Source organism: Sneathiella chinensis, assembly GCF_012720115.1.
Classification (GTDB): Bacteria; Pseudomonadota; Alphaproteobacteria; order Sneathiellales; family Sneathiellaceae; genus Sneathiella; species Sneathiella chinensis.
The window spans coordinates 255,954-281,435 of sequence record NZ_VNWN01000002.1 but is presented as its reverse complement, the minus strand read 5'-3'; the positions used below and the strand labels follow the sequence as shown (position 1 = coordinate 281,435).

Sequence of the window (25,482 nt, the reverse complement as noted above, 5' to 3'; positions counted from 1 at the left end):
CCCTGTTTCATTCAAATCTGAAAGGACGGAAAATCATCCCCTGCCATGTCCCGCAATTCCCGCCCAAGACGGGTTCCAAGGGCGACAGCATCTTTTCGCAAGGCGGTGCCGCGGGTATCAAACCGCTGCGTCCCGTCCGGGCTCAGCAGGCTGGCCCACAATTCAATCTCATCCTCTCCGACAAGAACCGCATGACCTGCAATCGGCGTGCGGCAGGAGCCGTCCAGTTCGGCCAGCATGGCCCGCTCGCAGGTGATCCGGATGCGGCTGTCCTCATGATCGATCGCGGCCAGAAGCTCGCCGATCCGGGTGTCATCCTCCCGGTGCTGAATGCCAATGGCGCCCTGCGCCACGGCGGGCAGCATATCCTCATGGGACAGTGGATGGGTAATCACATCCTCCCGATCCAGCCGTTTCAACCCGGCCATGGCCAGCAGGGTGGCATCGGCCACCCCTTCATCCAGCTTGCGAAGCCGGGTCTGCACATTGCCGCGGAAAATACAGACCTGCAAATCCGGGCGGCGGTTCAAAATCTGGGATTGCCGGCGCAGGCTTGACGTTCCAACCATCGCCCCCGGCGGCAAATCGGCAAGCCCCTTGCCATCGCGAGAGATAAAGGCATCCCGCGTATCTTCCCGCGGCAGAATGCAGTTGATCACAAGACCGTCCGGCAGGGTGGTTTCCATATCCTTCATGGAATGGACGGCAATATCGATCTCGCCCTGCATCATGGCTTCCTCGATCTCCTTGACGAACAGCCCCTTGCCGCCCGCCTCGCTCAACGCACGATCCTGAATCTGGTCCCCGGTGGTCTTGATCGTCCGGATTTCAAGATCATCTTTGTTAAGGCGGTCAGGGTGCGCGGCCAGCAACCGGTCCCGGGTTTCATAGGCCTGGGCGAGGGCCAACGGGCTGCCTCTTGTTCCGATTACCAACTTTTTCTGCGTCGTCATGTTGCGAGATTACCTGTTCAGTGATAGAGCCATTACCAATTTGCACCGCTTTGTAACAGAAAACAAATGATTGTCCTCGGTCTGGAAAGTAGTTGCGACGAAACTGCTGCTGCCGTCGTTACGGCAGATGGTACGATATTGTCAAATGTCGTGTTGTCGCAAGTGGAAGAACATGCCCCCTTTGGCGGCGTGGTGCCCGAGATTGCGGCCCGCGCCCATATCACCCAGATGGACCGGCTTGTGGATCAGGCCATGCGCGAGGCCAACATCACCTTTTCCGATCTGGACGGTGTGGCCGCAACCGCAGGCCCCGGCCTGATCGGCGGCGTCCTTGTGGGCCTGATGACCGCCAAGGCCATTGCCACCGTAGCCGATATTCCGCTGATCGGCGTCAACCATCTGGAAGGTCATGCCCTGACCGTACGTATGACGGACGGCATCACATTCCCCTATCTGCTGCTGCTGGTGTCCGGCGGGCATTCCCAGATACTGGTCGTGGAAGGCGTCGGCAAGTTTCGCCGCCTTGGCACCACCATTGACGATGCGGTCGGCGAGGCCTTTGACAAAACCGCCAAGATGCTGGGCCTCGGCTTTCCCGGTGGGCCCGCCGTGGAAAAGGCCGCCGCCAAAGGCGATGCGGACCGGTTTTCCCTGCCCCGCCCCATGTCCGGCCGGCCGGGCTGCGATTTTTCATTTTCCGGCCTGAAAACAGCCGTGCGGCAAGCCCTGGAAAATCTCGGGGATACCGTCACCGAGCAGGACAAATGCGATCTGGCCGCCAGTTTCCAGAAAGCCGCCGTTGACAGTCTGCTCAACCGGTTGAAGCAGGCCCTCAAGACCTACAGGGATGAGTATCCTGACGGCACGTCACTGGTCATTGCCGGTGGTGTGGCCGCCAACCGATACCTGCGGGAAAAGCTGGACGAACTTAGCCATAAAAAGGGCTACACCCTTGTGGTCCCGCCGCCAAAACTGTGCACAGATAACGGTGCCATGATTGCCTGGGCCGGGATTGAACGCCTGCGCCTTGGATTAACGGATGAACTGGACCTGGCGGCAAAGGCCCGCTGGCCCCTTGATCCCGATGCAGAACCGGCCCCTTTTGCCGGATATAAAGCCTGAACCGAACGGAAACGACATGACAGAAGATGAACAGAAACTGGCAGCCGCCAAAGCCGCCGTTGAGCATATCAAGGACGGCATGGTCGTCGGCCTTGGAACCGGCTCTACTGCCGCCAAGATGGTCGACCTTGTTGGCGAGCGGGTCAAGAACGGACTGGATATTATTGCTGTTCCAACCTCTGAGGCGACAGCCCGGCAGGCAGAGGCCCTTGGTATCCGCGTTGTCGGACTGGATGAGGTTTCCGTCATCGACCTGACCATTGACGGCACCGACGAAGTGGACCCGGAAAAGCGCCTGATCAAGGGCGGCGGCGGTGCCCACCTTCGGGAAAAGATCGTTGCCTCCCTCTCGGATCGCATGATCGTCATCGCGGAAAACAAGAAGATGGTCGGCAAGCTTGGCGCCTTCAAACTGCCGGTCGAGGTTATTCCCTTCGCCGCCGGGGCCCTGCTGCCCAAGATGGAAGCCCTTGGCTCCACCCCGGAAATCCGCATGAAAGACGGGCAGCCGTTCCTGACCGATGAAGGCAACCAGATCATTGACTGTGCCTTTGGCGAAATTGACGACCCGGAAGAACTGGCCCTGACCCTCAGCACCACCCCCGGTGTGGTCGAGCATGGCCTGTTCATCGATTATGCCGATCTGGTCCTGATTGGTACCGATGACGGGGTCAAGACCTTCGGAGGTTGATCCCCGAAATCCCGGAACACCAGACGGACAGCCCAACCCCCGTCTGTACATCAAGGAAGCCCCGGTTCGCCGGGGCTTTTTTTGTGCCTGCCTGAAAAAATTCACTTCGCAATTAATAATCATTTGCAATTAAGAAATACCTGCCTATAATCGGCGATGAGAATAAGCCATGCTTATCCTCTCTAGCTCAGACTTCTGGCCCCCTGCATCCCACAGGGGGCCTTTTTTCTTTCTTTAGGCCCTTTCTTGCAGCATATGGTTCATGATAGGGAAGGACCTGATACTGAACCTGCCGATGATCTCAACACACTGGAAACAGGGTCTTTATGGATAAAGTGAGTGTAATAGGGGCCGGTGCGTGGGGAACCGCTCTTGCCGCATCCGTGGCCCAGACCGCCCCCTCGGTCCAGCTCTGGTGTCGGGACCCGGCCCTGGCCGCCGACATTCGGCGCCTGCGTCAGAACAGCAAATACCTTCCCGATATCCCGTTACCCGACACTCTGGACCCCACTTCCGATCTTGAAGCGGTCTGCCGTGCCGACATCATTCTGGCGGTCATTCCGGCCCAGCATTTACGCACCGTGCTTGAAAGCATGGCCGGTTTTCTTTCAAAGGACACCGCCCTTGTCCTTTGCGCCAAGGGGATCGAGCAAAGCACGGGAAAACTTCTCAGCGAAATGGTCGAGGAAGTCCTGCCGGGCCAGCCTTATGGCATCCTGTCCGGCCCCAATTTCGCCCATGAAGTGGCAAAAGGACTACCCGCTGCCACCACCCTCGCCATTCAGGATCAGAAATGGGGCACCCGCATCGTCAAGGCCATCGGGCATGCCACCTTCCGGCCCTACCTGACCGATGATGTGATCGGGGCCCAGCTTGGCGGCGCCACCAAGAATGTCCTTGCCATCGCCTGCGGCATTGTCGCCGGGGCCAAACTGGGGGAAAATGCCCGCGCCGCGCTGATTACCCGCGGCATGGCGGAAATTCTCCGGCTTGGGGATCGGCTCGGTGCCCGCGCCGAAACCCTGATGGGCCTGTCCGGGTTTGGCGATCTGGTTCTGACCTGTTCATCGGTCGCGTCCCGCAACTATTCGCTGGGCTTCGCCCTTGGCGAGGGAAAAACGCTTGAGGAAATCCTGTCCAGCCGCCACAGTGTAACCGAAGGGGTGTACACTGCCGCCGCCCTTGACGGCCTTGCCAAAACACTGGACATTGAAATGCCGATCTGTCAGGCCGTTCATGCGGTCCTTACCGGCAGGGAATCCGTTCGGCAAGCCGCCGAACACCTGCTGTCCCGTCCCTTCCGGGATGAAAAGCTGGCTGGATTTCACTAGTATCCGGAGGATCGCCTCGCCGCCTCCTGTCTGTATTTTAAAGAACAAAAGGATCACGTCATGTTGTTTGTTGCCTATTGCGTGGACAAGGAAAACCATCTTGAAGTCCGGATGGAGACCCGCCCCGACCATCTTGAATTCATGAAAATCAAGGGCGATGCGGTCAAGCTGGGGGGGCCGGCACTGGCTGACGACGGGGAAACCCCGATTGGCAGCATGATCATCTTTGAAGATACCGACCTTGCCGCCGCCCGCGCCTGGATCGCAGAAGACCCCTATGCCAAAGCCGGACTGTTCCAGTCCGTGACCGTCACGCCCTGGAAACATGTGGTTGGCGAAGGCCTCTAAACCATGCGCTACTGGCTGATCAAGACCGAACCGGGTTCCTGGTCCTGGCAGGATCAGCTGGACGCTGGCGAGGCGGGGACCTGCTGGGATGGTGTGCGCAACTATCAGGCGTCCAACAACCTGAAGGCCATGGAAACGGGTGACCAGTGCTTTTTCTATCATTCGGTCAAGGAAAAGAGCATTGTCGGCATCGCCGAGGTCATCCGCGAATATTATCCCGACCCGTCGGATGCCAAGGGGCGGTTCGGCATGGTCGATGTGAAGGCCGTCAAGGCCCTGCCATCGCCGGTCACGCTGGCGGATATCAAGGCGGAACCCCGCCTGGCAGAGCTTGCCCTTCTCCGTCAGAGTCGCCTTTCGGTTGTCCCGATTGACGAAGAAAGCTGGGCCCTGATCTGCCGGATGGGAGGGGTTTAACCCTCCCGAAACAGCCGATCACCCCACCCGACCGACCGTGACCACCCTCTCAGCCTGAAAATGATACCGACATGACAGCCAGCAAGTTTCAGTTTGGGGATACGCCCCGCGCCTACATCCTGTTGATCTTCACCACACTCTGTTGGGGATGCAACGCGGTCTTCAGCCGCCTTGCTGTTGGTGAGTTGTCCCCGCTGCTTCTGGTAACATTACGCTGGACCGGTGTGCTGATCCTGTTGTTGCTGATCGCGCGCAAGCAATTCCGCAAGGACTGGCCCGTCCTGAAAACAAAAATCTGGCTTATTCTGGCCATGGGAACCATCGGCTTTACCGGGTTCAACGCCCTGTTCTATGTGGCCGCCCACAGCACCACCGCGGTCAATCTCGGTATTTTGCAGGGCTCCATTCCCGTCTTTGTCCTGCTGGGAACCTTCGCGGTGTTCAAGACACCGGTCACGGGCGCGCAAATTCTGGGGGTTCTGGTCACCCTTGTTGGCGTGATCATTGTGGCCTCTGGCGGCAGTCTTGAACGGCTTGCCTCCCTCGCGTTCAATCACGGCGACCTGCTGATGATGATCGCCTGCCTGTTCTATGCCCTCTATACCATTGCGCTGCGCCGCAAACCGCAGGCGTCCGCGCTCGGCTTCTTTACCATCATGGCCCTTGCCGCCTTTGTCACGTCCCTGCCACTGGTCACCATTGAATGGCTGTCCGGGGATTTGCAGATGCCAACCCCGAAAGGCTGGGTGGTGATGGCCGCCATCGTCATTCTGCCGTCATTTCTGGCGCAGATCGCCTTCATCAACGGGGTGGGCCTGATCGGGCCGGGCCGGGCCGGGATTTTCGTCAATCTGGTTCCCGTGTTCGCATCCATTCTGGCGGTCCTGTTCCTGAACGAACCGTTCGAAATGTTCCACGCTGTATCGCTGGCCTTTGTGCTGGGGGGAATCTGGCTGGCAGAGCGTCGGAAGAAGGCCTGATCCGGCCTTCTGTCCCTCAAGGTCATCCCAAAAAGGAATGGGAACGAGACATAAGTCCCCGCGCCGTTAGAAGTCGCTGATGATGCCCTTGCGTTCCCAATCCCCGTACCGGGTGGGTTCCAGACCGGACGGACCGCCAATCTCACCTTCTGCCTGAGCCAGCTTGTGGGCCGGCTTTTTCTCTGCACCGGATTTCTGTTCTGAAGAAACCTCGGTTTTCGCGCTGTTTTCTGTTTCCTTGTCAGACATCTTCACTACCTGTAACCGCAAGAAGGGGCGACCCTATCATATCCTGTACAAGCTGACTATAGACCCGCCCGCCAATTTACCGTACATAGCCAGTATGAAAGAGGAAAACCGCAATCCCCGTGCGCGCGCCGTACAAATCCTGACCCGTGTTCTTGCCAAGAACCAGTTGCTGGAGGACGCCCTGCCGGCCAACCTACACGGACTTTCCGATCTGGACAGAAGTCTGGCCCGTGCCATCGCCTCCACCACCCTGCGCCATCTTGGCATCATTGACGCCCTGATCGACAAGATGATGGATCGCCCGCTTCCCCAGGCGGCGGCCAATATCCGCAACGTCATCCGGATCGGGATTGCCCAGGTCCTGTTCATGAATGTGGCGTCCCACGCCGCCGTTCATGACACCGTGGAACTGATCCCCTCGAAAAGCAAGTTCAAGGGACTGGTCAACGCCCTGCTGCGGCGGACCGGACGGCAGGGGCAGAAGCTGCTGTCCCGCATGGACCTGCCCCGCACCAACACCCCGGCATGGCTTTGGGAAAGCTGGATCGCTTTCTATGGTGAAGAAGCCGCCCGCCGCATCGCCGAGGCCCACCGCCACGAGGCCCCGCTGGATATTACCGTCAAATCCGATGCGGAAGGCTGGGCGGAAAAGCTGGACGCCATTTGCCTGCCGACCGGGTCGGTGCGCCGCACCGCTGGCGGCGCGGTCAGTGCCCTGCCCGGTTTTGACGACGGCCAATGGTGGGTACAGGACACCTCTGCCAGTCTGCCCGCCCGCCTGTTTGGCGATGTCCAGGGCAAGCATATTGTCGATTTGTGCGCCGCCCCCGGCGGTAAGGCCGCCCAGCTTGCCTTTGCCGGTGCCCGTGTGACGGCGGTCGATAAATCCTCCGCCCGGTTGAAGCGTCTGGATGAGAACATGACCCGCCTCGCCCTTGAGGTGGAAACAGCCGTATCCGATGCTGTCAATTTTGTTCCTGAAACCCCGGCCGACGGTATTTTGCTGGATGCGCCCTGCTCCAGCACCGGCACCCTGCGCCGCCACCCCGATGTGGCATGGCTGAAGACACCGGACGATATTGAAAAGCTGGCAAAACTGCAGGAGCGGTTGCTGGATGCGGCGGTTGGCAGCCTTAAAAAAGACGGAATTCTTGTTTATAGCACCTGTTCGTTGCAACCCGAGGAAGGCGAACACCAGATCCGCCGTCTTCTTGAGCGTCATGGCGACTTGAAAAGACTGCCTGTTACCCCAGATGAGGTGGGAGGCCTGTCCGAGATTGTAACGAAGGATGGAGACATCCGTTGCCTGCCTTATCATCTGGCGAACCAGGAAAATGAATCCCTTGGCGGCATGGACGGCTTTTATGCCTGCCGCCTTGTTAAAAGCCCCGGGTAAGGAAGGCACCGGAATGCCCCTTCCGCCCAAGAGACAGTAAGGAATGTTATGCGTAAACCGGTAAGAATAGCCCCCTCGATCCTGGCAGCGGATTTCGCCACTCTCGGTGCAGAAGTGGCCGCCATTGACAAGGCAGGTGCCGACTATATCCACGTGGATATCATGGACGGACATTTTGTCCCCAATATCAGTTTCGGTCCGGCCGTAACGAAATCCCTTCGCTCCTACACGGACAAGCCGTTCGACTGCCATCTGATGATTTCCCCGGTAGATCCCTTCATCCCGGAATTTGTCGATGCAGGCGCTGACATCATCACCCTTCATCAGGAAGCGGGTGCCCATCTGCACCGCAGCATCCAACTGGTGAAATCCCACGGCAAGAAAGTCGGCGTGTCCCTCAACCCGGCGACCCCGGCTTCGACCCTTGAACATGTGATGGACGAAATCGACCTCGTTCTAGTGATGAGCGTGAACCCCGGCTTTGGCGGTCAGACCTTCATTTCCAGCCAGCTTGACAAGATCCGCACCCTGCGTGCCATGATTGATGAAACCGGTCGGGATATCGACCTTGAAGTCGATGGCGGCATCAACGAGACAACCGCCCCGCTGGTCATTGAGGCTGGTGCCGACCTGCTGGTCGCGGGCAGTGCCGCCTTCAAGGGCGGGCCGGAACAGTATGCGGCCAACATCAACCGGATTCTGGGCCGCTCATGAATGACATGGTTGTGGCGGGACGTAAAAACCGGACCCCCGGCTTTCTGCCGCCACGCCGCCTGCTGTCCGACTTTATCTTTTGCTCGCGGCTCTATGCCTCGACACTGAAAAGTCGGACGCCCAAAAAACCATTACCACCGCCCGCCGACATGCTGCCCGGCCGCAGCCTGCGGGCCGATGCCCTGTTTCAGGGGCATTTCGAGTTTGCCGGCCATGAACTGGTTTCAACAAATCAGGAACCCTGGTTCGCGCCGGACATGCCCGTCTACTGGCATCAGGAACTGCATTCCTTCGGCTGGCTCCGGGATTTTTCCGCCAATGGCTCCGACGCGGCAAAACGCCATAGCCGGGCACTGGTTCGGTCATGGCTGCAGCATTTCAGCGAATACAGCCCCTATATCTGGGATGCGGAGACGCTGGCCCGACGCCTGATCAACTGGACCTGCCATACCACCTTCCTGATGGATAACGGGGGCAGTGACTTCAACTACCTGTTCCTGAAAAGCATCCGCAGACAATACAAGCACCTGATGCGGGTGCGGCGTCTGCCGGGGGCACGGCAGTCCCTGTTCACCCTGCATATGGCCCTGTTTCAGGTGGCCATTTCCTTCCCCGACAGCCTGTCGCAGGGAAAGCGTCACCTTGCCCGCATGATGACGCTGGTCAATTCAGACATCCTGCCGGATGGGTGCCATATTTCCCGCAATCCCGGCAAACAGATCACCATGCTGGCCGATCTGGTCAGTCTGCGGCAGACCCTGCTGGAACGGGACATGAGCATTCCGGTCGCCCTGAACAATGCCATCGACCGGTCGGCCCCGGTTGTCCGCTTTTTCCAGCATGGCGATGGGGCTTCCGCCCTGTTCAATGGCAGCGTTGTCGGTGATCCGGGGATGGCGGACCAGCTTCTGGCCGTCTCCAACGCCCCCGGACGCCCGCCCCATCACCTGCCTTACGGCGGTTTTGAACGGCTGAAGGCCGGACGGGCCCTGCTGCTGCTGGAAACGGGAAAAGGGGGGCGGCCGGCCAACCGGGCCTTCCATGCCGGAATTGGCGGATTTGAATTCAGCGTGGGCCGGGAACGTCTGGTTGTCAATTGCGGCTCTCACCCGGTGCGGACCTCTGCGTGGGGAAAAGCCCTTGCTGCGACCGCCGCCCATTCAACCCTGTCCATCGGCGAGATCAATGCCGCCTTCCCCGCCCCCACCCAAAGCCGCGAAGACGATCCCACACAGGTGACCGTCATCGAGGAAGGGGGCAGCCTGTGGCTGGACTTTGAGAATACGGGGTATGAAAGCCGTCTTGGCGTTACCCACCAACGCCGCCTTTATCTGGATGCCAGCGGCCAGAACCTGCGCGGGGAAGATACGGTGCGCCGTCCTGAAAGCGGGGATGAAACCACCGATTTCTGCCTGCGCTTTCACCTGCATCCCGATCTTAGCCTGTCCCGAAATCACGGCGGCAACAGCCTGTTGATACGCACCCCGTCAGGCGCTGGCTGGCGGTTTGTCAGCAGCCTGTCTGAACTGTCGCTGGAAGAAAGCGTCTATTGTGAGCAGCCCGGACGGCCCCGGAAGAATTACCAGATCGTCCTGAAAGGACGCCTGAACGGAACAGAACCCCTGTCCCTGAAATGGGCCTTCAGCCAATTGGGGGACGAGCAGGAATAACCTGCTCTGCTCTACTCTGCCATGCTCTGCACCGCGCCGCTGTGCCTAAAGCTGCCAGCGCTTGATGTGGGCCGGAAATTCCCGGTCGCGCCAGATCGCCTTGATATCCGCCACCAATCCACCTTCCTTCAGCATGGATTCCAGCGCCAGCGGCGACAGGTCCTTGTAAACCGTGTGCGCCACCGCCCCGACAACCGCGTCATAGCCATGCAGGTTATTGAGGTTTTCCTTCAGGTCGATATCAAAGAACTGATGGGCCTCGTCCTTGTCCGCCATGGGGTCATGAACATCCACCTGATGCCCCAGTTCCTGCAGGCCAGAGACGATATCCTTGACCTTGGTGTTGCGCAGGTCGGGCACATTTTCCTTGAAGGTCAGGCCCAACACCAGAATCCGGCTACCCCCCGACACAAGGCCGTCCACCGTATCGGCAATGAACTTGCCCATGGACTCGTTAATCCGGCGCCCGGTCAGGATCAGGTCCGGCGCATGTCCAAGCTGGGTCGCCCGGTGGGCCAGATAGAAGGGGTCAATGCCAATGCAGTGCCCGCCCACAAGTCCGGGGGTGAAGTTCAGGAAATTCCACTTGGTTCCCGCTGTTTCCAGCACGTCATAGGCCGACAAGCCCAGTTTCTGGAAGATCATGGTCGCCTCGTTGATGAAGGCGATATTGATATCCCGCTGGGCGTTTTCGATCACCTTGGCGGCCTCGGCGGTCTTGATGTTTCGGGCCCGGAACGTTCCTCCCGTTGTGGCCGATCCATACACATCGGCCAGAATATCGGTGACCTGTTCGTTCTGGCCGGCCACCACTTTCACGATCCGGTCAACCGTATGCACCTTGTCGCCGGGATTGATCCGCTCCGGTGAATAGCCAAGATAGAAATCCTCACCGGCCAGCAGGCCCGATTTCTCTTCCAGAAGGGGGCCGCAGACATCCTCGGTCACGCCGGGATAAACGGTGCTTTCCACCACCACGATCGCGCCTTTTTTCAGGATCGGGCCAACAGAATTACAGGCCGCCCGCAAGGGGCCCAGGTCCGGCTTGTTGTCGTCATCCACCGGCGTTGGAACGGTGATGATATGAATATCCGCATTGGCTGTCTGTTCGATTTCGGTGGTGAACCGCATGCTGCTGGCGCGAAGGACAGGCGTCTCGATCTCGAAGGTGCGGTCATATCCGTCCCGCAATTCCTGAACCCGGTCCTCGCTGATATCAAAACCGATCACATCGAAATGCCGGGCCAGCGCCACTGCCAGCGGCAAGCCCACATATCCAAGACCCACAATGGAGATTGTTGTTTTGCTGCTCACCTTGTCACCGCCCTTGAGGGCTTCCGGGACTGATCTGGTCATGAGGACTCCGCGTCATTTCTGTATGGGCCTAGGTAGCCTTGAAGTCGGGATTTTGTCAACCGGACCCGTGGGCTACCACAAGGAATATGTGCCAATCCCGCCCGCCATCAACAACGAATGGTAGAAAGCTGAGCAATTGCCCCGTTTTTTCCTGAAAAGCGGTTCCGAAAATCAGGATCTCGTGCTATAGCGCCCGCGTGACCCCCGGCCCATTTTTGGCAAATAGGATGAAATGTCGATGTCTGCTTCCGACCTGCAACCCGTTACCCGCGCCCTTATCTCCGTTTCCGACAAGACCGACCTGATCACGCTTGGTCAGGCGCTCGCTCTCCACAATATCGAAATCCTCTCCACCGGCGGCAGCGCCAAAATGCTGGCCGATGCCGGTATTCCTGTGAAAGAGGTCGCCGAACATACCCAGTTCCCGGAAATGATGGACGGACGCGTCAAGACGCTGCACCCGATGATCCACGGGGGCATTCTGGCCCTGCGCGACAACCCGGACCATGTGAAGGCAATGTCCGATCACAGCATTGGCCCGATCGATCTGGTTGTTGTCAACCTGTACCCGTTCGAGGAAACCGTCGCCAAGGGCGCCGACTTCCACACCTGCATTGAGAATATCGACATCGGCGGCCCGGCCATGATCCGGTCTGCGGCCAAGAATTACGGCTTCGTCAACGTGGTCGTCGACAGCGCCGATTACCAGACCGTCATTGATGAACTGAACACCCACGGCGGCAAGACAAGCATCGAGACCCGCAAGCGGCTGGCCGCCAAGGCCTATGCCCGCACCGGCGCCTATGATGCCGCCATTTCCAACTGGTATGCCGAACAACTGGGTCAGGAATTCCCGGAACGTCTGGTATTTGCCGGCACCAAGCAGCAGGGCCTGCGCTATGGCGAGAACCCGCACCAGTCCGCCGCCTTCTATGCCAATTCTGAATCCCGGATCGGGATCGCCACGGCAACCCAGATCCAGGGCAAGGAACTGTCCTACAACAACTATAACGACACCGATGCCGCGTTCGAGCTGGTCGCCGAGTTTGACCCGAAAACAGCCGGCCCCGCCTGTGCGATCATCAAGCACGCCAACCCGTGCGGTGTGGCCACCGGCGCCACGCTGGCCGATGCCTACCGGACCGCATTTGCCTGCGACACCACGTCTGCCTTTGGGGGGATCATCGCCCTGAACCAGACACTGGACGCCGCCACCGCCGAGGAAATCGTCAAGATCTTCACCGAGGTCATCATTGCCCCCGATGCGGATGACGCGGCGAAAGCCATCATTGCGGCGAAGAAGAACCTGCGCCTGCTGCTGACCGGCGGTCTTCCCGACCCAAGCGCCGGCGGACGTCTGGTCAAGTCACTGGCCGGTGGATACCTCATTCAGGGCCGCGACAATGCCCTGACCGCAGAACCGGAACTAAAGGTTGTCACCAAGCGGGCCCCGACCGAACAGGAACTGGCCGATCTGAAATTTGCCTTCACCGTCGCCAAGCATGTGAAATCAAACGCCATCGTCTATGCCCGGAACGGGGCCACCGTTGGTGTCGGCGCCGGACAGATGAGCCGCGTGGACAGCTCCAAGATTGCCGCCGCGAAATCCCTTGAAGCCGCCCAGAACGCCGGCGAAACAGAAGCCTGGGCCAAGGGCTCCGTTGTTGCCTCTGACGCGTTCTTCCCGTTCGCCGATGGCCTGCTTGCCGCGGCAGAAGCCGGGGCAACCGCGGTTATCCAGCCGGGCGGGTCCATGCGCGATGACGAAGTAATCGCCGCTGCCGATGAAGCAGGTCTTGCCATGGTCATGACAGGCATGCGACATTTCCGTCATTGATAGAACAGGGAATAGCAGCATGATTACAACAACGACCGGCTCGGTTGAGGGCAAGCGGATCGTCGCCTATCACGGCATTGTCGGCGGCGAGGCCGTCATGGGTGCCAACTTTGTGCGGGACTTTTTCGCCCGCGTGACCGATATCGTTGGCGGGCGCTCCGGCGCTTACCAGAAGGAACTGCGCAAGGCCCGCGCCATCGCCCTTGAAGAGCTGATGGAAGAAGCGGCGGAAATCGGTGCCAATGCCGTTGTCGGCGTCAATCTTGACACCGAAATCATGGGCGAAAGCATGTTGATGGTTGTGGCGTCCGGCACCGCCGTTACGGTCGAGTAACACCCTGCACCCGCAAAAAAACCGATACGAAAAAGGGGCACTGGATGTGCCCCTTTTTTTATGGGGTTCCGGCCCTATCGTTCCGGTTCGCGGACAAAACTCATCAGGGCCGCGCCCGTCATCAACAGCACCAGAATAACGATCATGGCCGGACGTTGCTGACCTGTCAGGTCTGTGGCAACCCCGATGGCCAGCGGCGCCACAAAGGCCGTTGCCTTGCCGGACAGGGCGAACAGGCCAAAGAACTCGCCCACCTTGTCAGGCGGGGACAACCGCGCCACCAATGTGCGGCTGGCGGCCTGCGCCGGGCCGAAAAAGAACCCCATCACAAACCCGAACACCATGAAAACCTGTTCCGCCGGGCTTCCGAACAGTCCGCTTTCCGGGGTCGGCATGGCCGCTGGCAGGCCGAACAGCACCTCGCCATCACTGATGGACAGAATACCAACCGCCGCAAATGACAGGCCCAGAACGGAAATGACAATGGTCGGTTTTGATCCCAGCTTGTCATCCAGCCAGCCGCCAGCGAACGATCCGGCAATGGCGAACACATTGATCAGGATACCAAACACCCCAAGGGACGTGGTACTCCACCCGAACAACCCCGCCGCATAGATGCCCGAAAAGCCGATAACCGCCAGAATGCCGTCGTTATAGAACATGCGGGCAATCAGGAAATAGACCATGTTCCGGTGCTGCCCGAGGGAGCGAAGCGTGCCCCCCAGTTGTTTGAGGCCACCCCTCACCGCTTCCGCCCGGCTTTTGCCTGTCGGTTTTCCATCCGGGGTAAACAGCATCATGGGAATGATAAAAACCAGAAACCAGACCGCCGACAGGGGACCGGTCAGGCGATCCTGTTCGTGCAGGGTCTTGTCGATGCCGAACAGGGGTTCCTCCGGCAGGGAGAAGCCCAGCAGCACGATAAACAGCGCAATCAGCCCCCCCAGATAGCCAAGCCCCCACCCGAAGCCACTCAACCGTCCCATGGAGGACCGGGAGGTCAGGGACGGCAGCATGGCATTGTTGAACACCACACTGAATTCCACCCCGATGGTGCCAATGACAATCGCCACCAATATCCAGATCAGGCCTGGCCCGTGATCCGGCATGGCCCACCACAGGGAAAAGGTACCGATGACACACAGACCCGCAAACAGCACAATCCACGGCTTTCTGGGGCCGCCCGCATCCGCGATGGACCCGAATACAGGACTGAGCAAAGCCACCAGAATGCCCGCCGCCGCCTGCGTATATCCCCAATAGGCCTGCCCCGTCACCGGGTCGCCGACCACAAAAGACGTAAAGTAAGGCGCGAAAATAAACGTGGTTACAACCGTGAAATAAGGCTGGTTCGCCCAGTCAAACAGGGCCCAGGAAAATTTCCCGAGCCGGGATGCCTCGTGAGTGCCGGTCAAATGTCTATCCCCCCAATCGATTTTCGAAGTCTAGTCTAAATCATGACGGTGAACAGAAAAAAGACGTGATCCCTATGGGAAAAAACAAAAGCGCGAGAATATTAACAGGGCGGAAGACTGTATCAGACTTCACCGGATACAAACGTCCCGCCTGTATCCATGAGGCAATCGGGAGATTTACATGACTCAATTGATCAATTCATGGGCGTTCTGGGCCTTTCTCGCCGCGTTATTTGCCGCCCTTACCGCCATCTTCGCCAAGGTCGGCGTGGAAAATATCAATGCCGACTATGCCACTTTTCTGCGGACCCTTGTGGTCATTCTGTCGCTGGGGATCATCCTGTATTTTACCGGCCAGTTTCAGCCGCTTGACCAACTGTCCGGGAAAAGCCTGCTGTTCCTGATCCTGTCCGGCCTTGCCACGGGGGCCTCGTGGCTGTGTTATTTCCGCGCCCTGAAGCTTGGGAATGCCTCACAGGTGGCACCGGTCGACAAGCTGAGCGTTGTCCTTGTCGCGCTGATCGGGGTATTTCTTCTGGGGGAGCACCTGTCCGGTCCGGCATGGACCGGGGTCGGGTTGATCGCAGCCGGATCCCTTCTGGTTGCCCTTGGCTGAAGACGGCTCTGCCCCGCCTGCACTAAAAAACCCCCGCCAGCGATACCGGCGGGGGTTCTGTTTCGATGACAAGGCAGATGCCGCCTAACCGATCATGGAACGGAAGTGGCGATTGGCAAAGGCCAGCTTTGCAATATCCACACCGCCGGTTGCCCGGAATTCCTCCATCAGGTCACGGGACCGCTGGATCGAATTGTCGTTCAGCTTGCCCCAGAATTCCAGGGCTGCCCGGCCTTGATGGCCATCGGCATGGGAGAAGACAGAACTTGTCAACGCCCGCTGCTGACCATACAGGTCATCAATGATGGCCGTGACGGCAAGCCGTTCCCAGTGGTTTTCCGGCTCGATCGCCTCGGCGGCATAACGCAGCCAGTCCAGATCGAGATCCGCCCCCACTGCGAAATAGACCTCGGCCACCTCGTCGATGGGCCGGGACGACACCTTGCCCACCTGAACCACATCCAGCGAGGAGCGCAACGGCGCCAGCGCGGAAATACGGCGGGCCAGGGTTTCCGGCACATGCCGATCCTTGAAATAGGCCACCCGATCCTGGAAGGACTGACGACCGGCCTCACTCAGCAGGTCCTCAAGGTTGGTTTCCAGAAGCCGCATATCCGGTGCCAGTGCTGCCACCTCGCCCGCAATATCCAGCGGCGAGCGCAAGTGACGCAGACACCACAATGTGGCCCGGCGAACCAGTTTCTGCGTGATATCGATCATGCGACCCTGAACATCGGTTTTCACCTTGTTGTCCAGCGCCTCGATCTGGCCCCACAGGGCGCGCAGGTCGAACACTTCCAGCGCCACCGCATAGGCTCGTGCCACATCATCCACGCCCACACCCAGTTCCTCGACCATCTGCATGACAAAGGTCGTGCCAACCCGGTTGACCAGACTGTTCACAATGATGGTGGTGATGATTTCCCGGCGCAGGCGATGGGTCCGCACATAATCCGGATACTGATCCTTGATCTGCTGCGGGAAGTAGTTCATCAGCCATGCTTCGAAGAACGGATCATCCGGCAACGATGTTTCCAGAATATCCGTATAAAGCGTCATCTTGGCATAGGCCAGCAACACACACATTTCGGGACGGGCCAGACCCTGTCCTGAGGTCTGACGGCGGACCAGTTCCTCTTCATCCGGCAGGAATTCAACGGCGCGGTTGAGACGCCCCTGACGTTCCAGTTCATGGATGAAGCGGGTTTGCTCCTCGAAATTGGCGATGCGCTGGCGTTCCGCCGTGGTCAGGGCCTGTGTCTGAAGGTAGTTGTCCCGCAGCACAAGGCGCGCCACTTCGTCGGTCATTTCCTCCAGCAGGCGGTCCCGCTGCTTGCCGGTCATTTCCCCGTCATCGAGGATTGCCCGCAGCAAGATCTTGATATTCACCTCATGGTCGGAACAGTCCACACCGGCAGAGTTGTCGATGGCGTCCGTGTTCAGGCGACCGCCCTTCAGGGAATATTCAATCCGGCCGCGCTGTGTCACGCCAAGGTTGCCGCCCTCACCAATGACCTTGGCCCGGACATCCGCCCCGTTGACACGAATGGCATCATTGGCGCGGTCGCCCACGTCCCCGTGGCCTTCCTGCGATCCCTTGATATAGGTTCCGATCCCGCCGAACCACAGAAGGTCAACCTCGGATTTCAGAACCGCCGAGATCAGCTCGTTCGGGGTCAGGCTGGGCACTTTCAAGCCCAGAAGTTTCTGGATTTGTGGCGTCAGCTTGACCGATTTCGCCTTGCGGTCGAAAACGCCGCCGCCGTCGGAAATCAGTTTGGGATCATAATCCTCCCATGATGAGCGAGGCAGTTTGAACAGGCGTTCCCGTTCTGCAAAACTGGCCGCGGCATCCGGGTCGGGGTCGATAAAGATATTGCGGTGATCAAACGCCGCTACCAGACGGATATGACGGGACAGCAACATGCCGTTCCCGAACACGTCCCCGGACATGTCGCCGATCCCGGCCACCGTGAAGTCCTCGGACTGGATATCCTTGCCCGTTTCGCGGAAGTGACGCTTGACGGATTCCCAGGCACCGCGGGCGGTAATCCCCATTTTCTTGTGGTCATACCCGGCCGCCCCGCCAGAGGCAAACGCATCCCCCAGCCAGAAACCGTAGGAAATGGCCACCTCGTTGGCGATATCCGAGAAGGTTGCCGTCCCCTTGTCGGCGGCCACCACCAGATACGGGTCATCATCATCGTGACGGACCACCCGCGCCGGCGGCACCACGTCCGTCCCGACCATGTTGTCGGTCAGGTCCAGCAGGCCTGAGATAAACAGCTTGTAACAGGCAATGCCTTCCTTCTGGATATCCTCGCGGCTGGCACCAAGCGGAATACGCTTCGGAACAAACCCGCCCTTGGAGCCGACGGGCACAATGACCGTATTCTTGACGATCTGCGCTTTCAGAAGGCCCAGAACCTCGGTTCGGAAGTCTTCCCGGCGGTCGGACCAGCGCAGACCGCCACGGGCCACCTTGCCGCCCCGCAGGTGAACCCCTTCAACCCGCGGGCTGTAGACGAAAATCTCCACATGGGGACGGGGCAGCGGCAGATCATCAATATTCTGGCTGTCCAGCTTGAACGAGAAGTACGGCTTGGCCGCATCACCGGCCCCTTCCTGATAGACGTTGGTCCGAAGGGTATTCTCGATCAGGTTCATGAAACGGCGCAGGATACGGTCATCGTCCAGACTGTCCACACCGTCCAGCGCCGTATGGATTTCATCCAGCCAGCCCCGGAAAGCCGCGTCCCGGTCTTCGGTCAGGTCCGGGTCGAACCGGGTCTTGAACAGGGCCACCAGCATCACGGAGATTGCCGGGTTTTCGGACAGGGTGTTGGCCATATAGCTTTGCGAGAAGGCAATGCCCGTCTGGCGCAGATATTTGGCATAGGCCCGCAGGATCGCCACATCAAACCAGCTAAGGCCGGCCCGCATGACCAGACGGTTGAACCCGTCGCTTTCACTGGTGCCCTGCCAGACCCGCCGGAAGGTATCCTCGAACTTGACCTTCAAGGCTTTCAGGTCCAGTTCCATCTCGGTCGGTTCGATCAGTTCAAAATCATGAATCCAGACCGGCTGGTCCATGTTGCCATGGCCGATCAGGTAGGGATTTTCTGCCAGCACCTTCAGGCCCATATTCTCGATCATGGGCAGACAATCGGACAGGGTCAGCGGTGTGGACGGGCTGTAAACCTTGAAGCGGACCTTGTGATCCGGGTCTTCCACCCACCGGTACAGGTTCAGGCCCATTTCACCGGCGGCACAGACTTCTTCCAGTTTCTCGATATCATGCAGGGCCAGTTCCGCATTGAAGCGGTCCTTGTAGCCCACCGGGAAGGCCTCCCCATAGCGCGCCTTGAGACGCAGGGCCTTTTCCTCGCCCCAGCGTTCCAGCAACGCATCGCTGAGATCATCGCCCCATTCCCGGGCCGCATTGACCAGACGGCTGTCCAGTTCGCGCTCATCAACAACCGGCTTGTCCTTGCTGCTCAGGGTCACGATGAAGTGAATCCGGGCCATGGCGTCGTCGCCCACCTGTGAATAGTGGGCAGAGATTTCACCATGATGCATTTCGGCCAGAATCTCGCCGAACCGCCGCCGAAGGTCGGTATTGAATTTCTCACGCGGGACATAAACCAGCGCCGAGACAAAACGTTCAAACCGGTCGCGCCGCAGGAAGGCACTGATTTTCGGGCGTTCCTGCAGGGTCAGGATCTTGGAGGAGATTTCAAACAGTTCCTCGACCGAAATCTGAAACAGCTCATCACGGGGATAGGTTTCAAGGATATGGGCGAGGGCTTTCTGGTCATGGCTGCTTTTTGCCAGACCGGACATTTTCAGCGTGTTTTCAACTTTCCGCCGCAGGTAGGGGATATCCCGCGGAATGCGGTTATAGGCCGCCGAGGTGAACAGGCCGGTAAAGCGGCATTCACCGACAACCTCGCCCTTATCGTTGAATTTCTTGACCCCCACATAATCCAGATAGACCGCCCGATGCACCGTGGACTTGGCGTTGGCCTTGGTGATAATCACCAGTTCCGGACGATGCAGGAAGTCCCGAACCTCCGGTGAGACCTCTGCCTTGCCGGTCATGATCCGGCGCATGGGGTCCCGCAGAATGCCAAGACCGGATTCTGCCACCTGTTCCCAGTTTTCAGAACTTTTCTGGTCGGAAACCGTGAAATTATATTCCCGATATCCAAGGAAGGTGAAATGGTTGTCCGCCATCCATTCCAGCAGGGCCCGGGCTTCGTCGATTTCTCCGGCCTCAAGGGGGGGCGGGTTTTTCTTCAGGGACGCCACAAGGTCAGTCACCTGTTTCAGGATCGGCTTCCAGTCGGACACCGCGGCCCGCACATCCTTCAGGACAAATTCCAGTTCCCGCTCAATCTCGGCCAGAATTTCCGGGTCGCTCACCTCGTCCACTTCAAGATGCATGAAGGATTCTTCCAAGCCCTTCTTGCCGCCGGCATGGAACGCCTTGTGGGCGCCCTTGTCGTCGCGCTCCACCCGCAGGATCGGGTGAATGACCAGATGAACGTTCAGGTTCCGCTGGTTGAGGGCCGCCGTAACACTGTCCACAAGGAACGGCATGTCATCATTGACAACCTCGATGACCGTATGGGGAGTTTTCCAGCCATGTTCGTCCAGAGTCGGACTGAAAACCCGAACCTTGGCGGTTTGCGGGGGCCGGTTCCTGGCGAACTTGTAGTGCGACAGCACCGCCCCATACAGATTTTCAGACTGGATGTTCAGAACATCTTCCGGCGCCAGTCGTTCATAGAATTTTTCAACAAGAATTTTGATATCGGCGGCCGCCTCTTTTTCAAGACGACTGTCGACCATAGCCAGGATCTCGGAGATCTTCTCCGCCTTCAGTTCCTGTTGCTTGTTCGCCATGATCGGATCCCCATTTCCTTTAAAGCAACGTATTTAAACAATTGGTAAATTAAAAAAGAACCGGAAACCTGAATATTTCTCAAAGCCAAATAAAATCAGATATTTTCAGTCAGTATTACTGACCAAATTTTCAAACTATTCTGATGGAAGAAATAAACCGGAACCAGTGTCCCACAATGTATCAGTAATCAGCGCTCCATTTCTTTCAACTTTCACGGAGACAACGCATTGTGTCTTTCATTCTTATTCCCTGTACGCACCGCCCGCAACCCCAAAAAACGGCAAATTCCAAAATAAAACCATGAAGTTACCGAACAAACGTTAGGTTATGTATTGGTCGTCACGACCCCCGTTAAAAAGGTTATTGAAATATGCCAACATTCCCGCAAACTGGGGTACTCTCTCGACGCGATCAAAGGAAACCTTCATGCCTGAAACCCGAGTTATCGTCGCCACCGACCACGTCCTTCAGAAAGTCGGTCTGGCCCTTCAGGACACGGCCGACCCCAACAGGATGCTGTCGATCCTGCTGCCCCCGGAGGAGACCCTGCGGCTGATGGGCACCCTGCTGAACGCCATGGAAAACCTTGAGCTTGGCCCCGACGACGCATCGGTGAAGGCTTTTCTTCTCAAACTTGTCGCCGCCATGGACAAGCGGAACCGGATCGGAGACGGGATCGACCCATTCCCCGCCGACGACCCGGGACAGGTGCCGCCGCCCCTTCAACCCTGACCTATTGCCAACCGGGAACCCCGGTCATGTCCGGCAGTTCATGGGCAATACCCTTGTGACAATCGATACAGGTTTTCTCGCCGGTAAACAGATAGGTCTGGTGGGCCGTGGAGGCCCGAACGCTCTGCACCGTAATATCCATCCCCTCCGGGCTGTGGCAATTGCGGCATTCCAGTGAATTATTGGCTTTCAGGCGTTCCCATTCATGCCCCGCCAGCTTGCGCCGGTTGGCCAGAAACTTTTCCCGGGTATCAATGGTCCCGAACAGGGTCCCCCAGACCTCTTTCGAGGCCTGCATCTTGCGGGCGATCTTGTCGGTCCAGTCATGGGGAACATGGCAATCCGGACAGCTTGCCCGCACCCCGGACCGGTTGCTGTAATGAACCGTGGTCTTCAACTCCTGAAAAACGTTGTTCTCCATCTCGTGACAACTGATGCAGAACGCCTCCGTGTTGGTGGCTTCCAGCGCCGTATTGAAGCCCCCCCAGAACATCACCCCCGCAAAAAACCCGCCCAATGCAAGAAACCCGATAGACAGATGCCGGGCCGGGCGACTGGCGGTGGACCAGATCCAGACCACCAGCCCCCACGCTTTCCTGATCAGGCCCATCATTGCGGCGCCTCACTATTGCGCAACATCAATTCCACATCGACAAAGTCATTGTTGACCAGTGGCTTCACATCTTCCTGCACCACATGGCACTGGTTACAGAAATACCGCCGCGGCGAGACCGTTGCCAGAACCTGATTATCCCGGTCCATGAAATGGGTCACGCTGACCATGGGGGCCTGGGATTCCCCGGTCTGGATACGGGAATGACAGGACAGACACTTGTTGGCATTGCGGGTCACTTCGTATCCCCGGATGGTATGAGGGATGGTCGGGGGCTGTTCGGCAAAATTCCGAACCCGCCTCTTGTCGTGATTTTCCACCTTCGGCAAAGGGGGCGCCGCGGCCTCCTGATCAATCGAAAGCCCGTTCCTGAGGGTGATCAGTTCCTCGGACAGGCTGGCCCCGCCTGCCAGCAACACCCCCACGGCGGCAATCACGGCACAAAAGCTGGAGATTCTCATGATCATGCCCTCCCCGTTGCGACAATCTTGACCGCGCATTTCTTGTAATCGGTCTGTTTGGAAATGGGGTCGGTGGCATCCAGCGTGACCTTGTTGATCAACTGGCTGGCGTCAAACCACGGCACATAGACCAGCCCCTCCGGTGGCTTGTTGCGGCCCCGTGTCTCGACCCGGCTGACAATCTCGCCCCGCCGGGACACCACCCGGATTTCCTGCCCCCGCCGCAATCCGCGGCTTTCCGCATCCTTGGGATGCATGTAGACAACCGCATCCGGGAAGGATTTATAGAGTTCCGGGACCCGCTGGGTCATGGAACCGGAATGCCAGTGCTCCAGCACCCGCCCCGTACACAGCCACAGATCATATTCCTCATCCGGGCTTTCCGCAGGGGGTTCATAGGGCAAGGCAAAGATCACCGCTCGCCCGTCAGGCTTGCCGTAAAATTCATACCCCTTGCCTTTCCCCACATACGGGTCCGATCCTTCGCGGAACCGCCAGCGGGTTTCCTTTCCATCCACAACCGGCCAGCGCAGGCCCCGTTCCTCGTGGTAGCGTTCAAACGGCGCCAGATCATGCCCATGATCCCGACCAAAGATGGCATATTCCTCGAACAGGCCCTTCTGAAGGTAAAAGCCGAAGTCAGCGGATTCATCATTGTCATAATCCGGGCTGGTTTCAGACAGCGGAAACCGGTCCACGGAACCGTTGCGGAACAGGACCTCATACAAGGTCTTGCCCTTGAAGGCTGGATTGGCGGAAAGCACCTCTTTCGGCCAGACCTCGTCCGTTGTGAAACGCTTGGAAAATTCCACCAATTGCCAAAGGTCAGACCGGCTTTCCCCCGGTGCCTTGACCAGTTGGTGCCAGAACTGGGTACGCCGTTCCGCATTCCCATACGCCCCTTCCTTCTCGACCCACATGGCCGTTGGAAGGATCAGGTCTGCGGCCCCGGCGGTTACCGTGGGATACGGATCGGACACCACAATGAAGGCCTCGGGGTTGCGATATCCGGGCCATGTTTCCTCATTCAGGTTGGCGGCGGCCTGCATGTTGTTATTGCACTGGACCCAATAGGCGTTGATCTTGCCGTCCTTCAGCATGCGGTTATGCTGGGCCGCATGAAAGCCGGGCTTGGGCGGAATGACCCCCGCCGGAATGTTCCAGACCTTCTCGGCAAAGGCCCGGTGTTTGGGGTTCGTCACCACCATATCGGCCGGCAGCCGGTGCGAAAAGGTTCCGACCTCGCGCGCGGTTCCGCAGGCAGACGGCTGCCCGGTCAGCGAAAAGGGCGAATTTCCGGGGGTTGCAATCTTGCCCACCAGAAGATGAATGTTATAGATCAGGTTGTTGCACCACACACCGCGGGTATGCTGGTTGAACCCCATGGTCCAGAAAGACACGACCTTGCGATCCGGGTCCGCATAAAGCTCGGCCAGTTCCACAAGCTGCTGTTCAGGGACGCCGGACAATTCGGACACTTTTTCAAGGCTGTACTCCGCGACGAACTCCCGGAATTCCTCAAAGGTCATTTCCTGGGACCCGCCGGCCTTGTCCGCATTGGCGGCCTTCTGTTCCAGCGGGTGTTCCGGGCGCAGGCCATAGCCGATATCCGTATTGCCGCGCCGGAAATTCACATGCTGGTCAACAAAATCCCAATTCACCCTGTCATTCTGGATAATATAATTGGCAATAAAATTGAGAATGGCCAGATCGGTCTGCGGGGTGAACACCATGGGAATGTCCGCCAGATCGAAACAGCGATGCTCATAGGTGGACAGCACCGCCACGCGGGTATCCGGGGCACTGAGGCGCCGGTCCGTCAGCCGCGTCCACAGGATCGGATGCATTTCCGCCATGTTGGAGCCCCACAGGACAAACGCATCGGTGGCCTCGATATCATCATAACAGCCCATGGGCTCATCAATGCCAAAGGTCCGCATGAAACCGGCCACCGCCGAGGCCATGCAGTGGCGGGCATTGGGTTCGATATTGTTGGACCCGAACCCGGCTTTCATCAGCTTGGAAGCGGCATATCCCTCCCATACGGTCCATTGCCCCGATCCGAACATGCCAATGGCGGTGGGGCCGTTCTTGCGGATCGCTTCCTTGAATTTTTCCGCCATGACGTCAAAGGCCGTCTCCCACGACACCGGCGCGAAGTCCCCGTTCTTGTCATACTGGCCGTCCTTCATCCGTAGCAACGGCGTTTTCAGACGGTCCTCGCCATACAGGATTTTTGACAAAAAGTAGCCTTTGACACAGTTCAGGCCCCGGTTGACCTCTGCCTTCACATCCCCGTGGGAGGCAACCACCTTGCCGTCCTTGGTACCGACCATGACACTGCACCCGGTCCCGCAAAACCGGCAGGCCGCCTTGGACCAGGTCAGGTTGGTCCGGGATCGGTCCGTTACAAGATTGGCGGCTTCGGCCTCCTTGCCAAGACCCGCCGCTCCTGCCGCAACTGCGACCGCATTGGCCTTGATATAATCACGTCTGGTCAGTTTCATTGCCTCTCCTCCGCCAAAAGGGACGCGGTTTCCTGCTCCTCGTGCTGGTACACAGGCAGCAGGGAAATCACCCCCGGTAGGTTTTTCAGAATGTCCAATGTCTCAACAATTATCCGGGTATGGGGCGCATCGATCAGAACAACCAGCTTCCCGTTCTCGCCCACAATGGGAACCTCCACATACGGAACAGCCTCCATCGCGGCCCGGACCTGCTCCCGCTTCTCCGGTGCGACCTGCGCCACCAAACTGGAAATGGACAGATACTTGCTCATCCCGGCCCTCCGCTCTCTGACGTTACTGAAACGCGCCCGTCGGTCATGGAAATGCAGCGCACGGGACAAACGGCGATACAGGCGCCGCATCCCGTACAATCCTCCGTCACGATTTCAGGGCGGGGAAAAGACCCGATGGTATAGCGAAACCGGATCGCCCGCGGATCGCAATGATCCTGACAGGTCTGGCACTGCACCCCCCTGAAAGGCAGGCAATCCTCTCCGATCTGCGCCGTCAGCGCCCAAGGCCTTTGATCCTCGCTCTCAGCCGTATCAAACACCGGTTCGGGACAGGCATCCCGGCAGGCCCCGCAAAACACACAGGGGCCGATCGTGAAGTCCACTGTGGGAAAGCCGTCAGCGTCTTTTCGAATGATGGTCTCGCCGCATGCTGTCTCGCAGCGACCACATTGTGTACAGTGGCTCAATACGGATGTGGACGAAGCCCAAGGCAGGACGGGGCCAGACGGCCCCACGTCTTCCGGTGCTTGGCGCAATCCCCGCCCGCGGAGCAGATCGCGGCGGGAAACCCCTTTTTCAAGGCCCCTCATACCCATGC

At 58.6% G+C, this 25,482-nt stretch carries 23 protein-coding genes; 13 read left to right on the top strand and 10 right to left on the bottom strand.

The features are described 5' to 3' along the window. Window positions 1-11: 11 nt before the first annotated feature. The gene (hemC, locus tag FQB27_RS01345) at window positions 12-953 is read right to left on the bottom strand and encodes a hydroxymethylbilane synthase (protein WP_169559077.1); all 942 of its coding nucleotides are present in this window, start codon (window positions 951-953) and stop codon (window positions 12-14) included. A 66-nt stretch (window positions 954-1,019) separates the two neighbouring features. On the opposite strand from hemC, the gene tsaD reads away from it, so the two are divergent. The 6 genes from tsaD to FQB27_RS01315 all read left to right on the top strand — a co-directional run bounded on the left by tsaD (window position 1,020) and on the right by FQB27_RS01315 (window position 5,842). Then, window positions 1,020-2,075, top strand: coding sequence for a tRNA (adenosine(37)-N6)-threonylcarbamoyltransferase complex transferase subunit TsaD (gene tsaD, locus FQB27_RS01340; protein ID WP_169559076.1), 1,056 nt, complete (start codon window positions 1,020-1,022; stop codon window positions 2,073-2,075). A gap of 16 nt (window positions 2,076-2,091) precedes the next feature. Beyond that, on the top strand, window positions 2,092-2,766 hold the full coding sequence (rpiA, locus tag FQB27_RS01335; RefSeq protein WP_169559075.1) for a ribose-5-phosphate isomerase RpiA: 675 nt from the start codon (window positions 2,092-2,094) through the stop codon (window positions 2,764-2,766). Between the two features lie 326 nt (window positions 2,767-3,092). Next, window positions 3,093-4,097 (top strand): NAD(P)H-dependent glycerol-3-phosphate dehydrogenase, encoded by a 1,005-nt coding sequence (locus tag FQB27_RS01330; RefSeq protein ID WP_169559074.1) that lies wholly within the window; start codon window positions 3,093-3,095, stop codon window positions 4,095-4,097. A 60-nt stretch (window positions 4,098-4,157) separates the two neighbouring features. Beyond that, entirely contained in the window at window positions 4,158-4,445 is a 288-nt protein-coding gene (locus FQB27_RS01325; protein ID WP_169559073.1) for a YciI family protein, read from the top strand. 3 nt (window positions 4,446-4,448) lie between these two features. After that, a complete protein-coding gene (locus FQB27_RS01320; protein WP_169559072.1) occupies window positions 4,449-4,862 on the top strand; it encodes an EVE domain-containing protein in 414 nt (137 codons plus the stop codon). Between the two features lie 71 nt (window positions 4,863-4,933). Further along, on the top strand, window positions 4,934-5,842 hold the full coding sequence (locus tag FQB27_RS01315; protein ID WP_169559071.1) for a DMT family transporter: 909 nt from the start codon (window positions 4,934-4,936) through the stop codon (window positions 5,840-5,842). 66 nt (window positions 5,843-5,908) lie between these two features. Here FQB27_RS01315 and FQB27_RS01310 read toward each other — a convergent pair whose 3' ends face one another. Then, window positions 5,909-6,091, bottom strand: coding sequence for a DUF1674 domain-containing protein (locus FQB27_RS01310; protein WP_169559070.1), 183 nt, complete (start codon window positions 6,089-6,091; stop codon window positions 5,909-5,911). A 94-nt stretch (window positions 6,092-6,185) separates the two neighbouring features. On the opposite strand from FQB27_RS01310, the gene rsmB reads away from it, so the two are divergent. The 3 genes from rsmB to FQB27_RS01295 are packed head-to-tail and all read left to right on the top strand — an operon-like array spanning window position 6,186 to window position 9,871. After that, window positions 6,186-7,487 carry a 16S rRNA (cytosine(967)-C(5))-methyltransferase RsmB gene (rsmB, locus tag FQB27_RS01305; protein ID WP_169559069.1) on the top strand — a complete coding sequence of 434 codons (1,302 nt, stop codon included), beginning with the start codon at window positions 6,186-6,188 and terminating at the stop codon, window positions 7,485-7,487. A gap of 48 nt (window positions 7,488-7,535) precedes the next feature. Further along, on the top strand, window positions 7,536-8,201 hold the full coding sequence (gene rpe / locus FQB27_RS01300) for a ribulose-phosphate 3-epimerase (protein ID WP_169559068.1): 666 nt from the start codon (window positions 7,536-7,538) through the stop codon (window positions 8,199-8,201). Continuing rightward, window positions 8,198-9,871, top strand: a complete 1,674-nt coding sequence (locus FQB27_RS01295; protein WP_169559067.1) for a heparinase II/III family protein — start codon at window positions 8,198-8,200, stop codon at window positions 9,869-9,871. The genes rpe and FQB27_RS01295 overlap by 4 nt, the downstream gene beginning before the upstream one ends. A 45-nt stretch (window positions 9,872-9,916) precedes the next feature. Here the strand turns inward: FQB27_RS01295 and FQB27_RS01290 are convergent, their stop codons facing one another. Then, window positions 9,917-11,227 (bottom strand): nucleotide sugar dehydrogenase, encoded by a 1,311-nt coding sequence (locus tag FQB27_RS01290; protein WP_169559066.1) that lies wholly within the window; start codon window positions 11,225-11,227, stop codon window positions 9,917-9,919. 238 nt (window positions 11,228-11,465) lie between these two features. On the opposite strand from FQB27_RS01290, the gene purH reads away from it, so the two are divergent. Together purH and FQB27_RS01280 are read left to right on the top strand one after the other, a co-directional pair. Next, entirely contained in the window at window positions 11,466-13,064 is a 1,599-nt protein-coding gene (gene purH / locus FQB27_RS01285) for a bifunctional phosphoribosylaminoimidazolecarboxamide formyltransferase/IMP cyclohydrolase (RefSeq protein WP_169559065.1), read from the top strand. Window positions 13,065-13,083: 19 nt separating this feature from the next. Further along, window positions 13,084-13,398 (top strand): heavy metal-binding domain-containing protein, encoded by a 315-nt coding sequence (locus tag FQB27_RS01280; RefSeq protein ID WP_169559064.1) that lies wholly within the window; start codon window positions 13,084-13,086, stop codon window positions 13,396-13,398. 74 nt (window positions 13,399-13,472) lie between these two features. Here the strand turns inward: FQB27_RS01280 and FQB27_RS01275 are convergent, their stop codons facing one another. Then, window positions 13,473-14,813 carry an MFS transporter gene (locus FQB27_RS01275; protein WP_169559063.1) on the bottom strand — a complete coding sequence of 447 codons (1,341 nt, stop codon included), beginning with the start codon at window positions 14,811-14,813 and terminating at the stop codon, window positions 13,473-13,475. 181 nt (window positions 14,814-14,994) lie between these two features. Here FQB27_RS01275 and FQB27_RS01270 point away from each other — a divergent pair, with 181 nt between their 5' ends. After that, a complete protein-coding gene (locus FQB27_RS01270) occupies window positions 14,995-15,429 on the top strand; it encodes an EamA family transporter (protein WP_169559062.1) in 435 nt (144 codons plus the stop codon). Window positions 15,430-15,513: 84 nt separating this feature from the next. On the opposite strand, the gene FQB27_RS01265 is transcribed toward FQB27_RS01270, so the two are convergent. After that, the gene (locus FQB27_RS01265; protein ID WP_169559061.1) at window positions 15,514-20,337 is read right to left on the bottom strand and encodes an NAD-glutamate dehydrogenase; all 4,824 of its coding nucleotides are present in this window, start codon (window positions 20,335-20,337) and stop codon (window positions 15,514-15,516) included. Window positions 20,338-20,764: 427 nt separating this feature from the next. Here FQB27_RS01265 and FQB27_RS01260 point away from each other — a divergent pair, with 427 nt between their 5' ends. Further along, window positions 20,765-21,070, top strand: a complete 306-nt coding sequence (locus FQB27_RS01260; RefSeq protein WP_169559060.1) for a hypothetical protein — start codon at window positions 20,765-20,767, stop codon at window positions 21,068-21,070. 1 nt (window position 21,071) lies between these two features. On the opposite strand, the gene FQB27_RS01255 is transcribed toward FQB27_RS01260, so the two are convergent. Genes FQB27_RS01255 through napF form a run of 5 tightly spaced genes read right to left on the bottom strand, consistent with a single transcriptional unit; the run spans window position 21,072 to window position 25,474 of the window. Next, entirely contained in the window at window positions 21,072-21,680 is a 609-nt protein-coding gene (locus FQB27_RS01255) for a NapC/NirT family cytochrome c (protein ID WP_169560022.1), read from the bottom strand. Next, window positions 21,680-22,150: a nitrate reductase cytochrome c-type subunit gene (locus tag FQB27_RS01250; protein ID WP_206374156.1), complete on the bottom strand. Its 471-nt coding sequence runs from the start codon at window positions 22,148-22,150 to the stop codon at window positions 21,680-21,682. Before FQB27_RS01250 ends, FQB27_RS01255 begins: the two co-directional genes overlap by 1 nt. Next, entirely contained in the window at window positions 22,147-24,651 is a 2,505-nt protein-coding gene (napA, locus tag FQB27_RS01245; protein ID WP_169559058.1) for a nitrate reductase catalytic subunit NapA, read from the bottom strand. The genes FQB27_RS01250 and napA overlap by 4 nt, the downstream gene beginning before the upstream one ends. Continuing rightward, on the bottom strand, window positions 24,648-24,923 hold the full coding sequence (locus FQB27_RS01240; protein WP_169559057.1) for a chaperone NapD: 276 nt from the start codon (window positions 24,921-24,923) through the stop codon (window positions 24,648-24,650). The genes napA and FQB27_RS01240 overlap by 4 nt, the downstream gene beginning before the upstream one ends. After that, complete coding sequence (napF, locus tag FQB27_RS01235) at window positions 24,920-25,474, bottom strand: ferredoxin-type protein NapF (protein ID WP_169559056.1); 555 nt, start codon at window positions 25,472-25,474, stop codon at window positions 24,920-24,922. The genes FQB27_RS01240 and napF overlap by 4 nt, the downstream gene beginning before the upstream one ends. Between the last annotated feature and the right edge of the window lie 8 nt (window positions 25,475-25,482).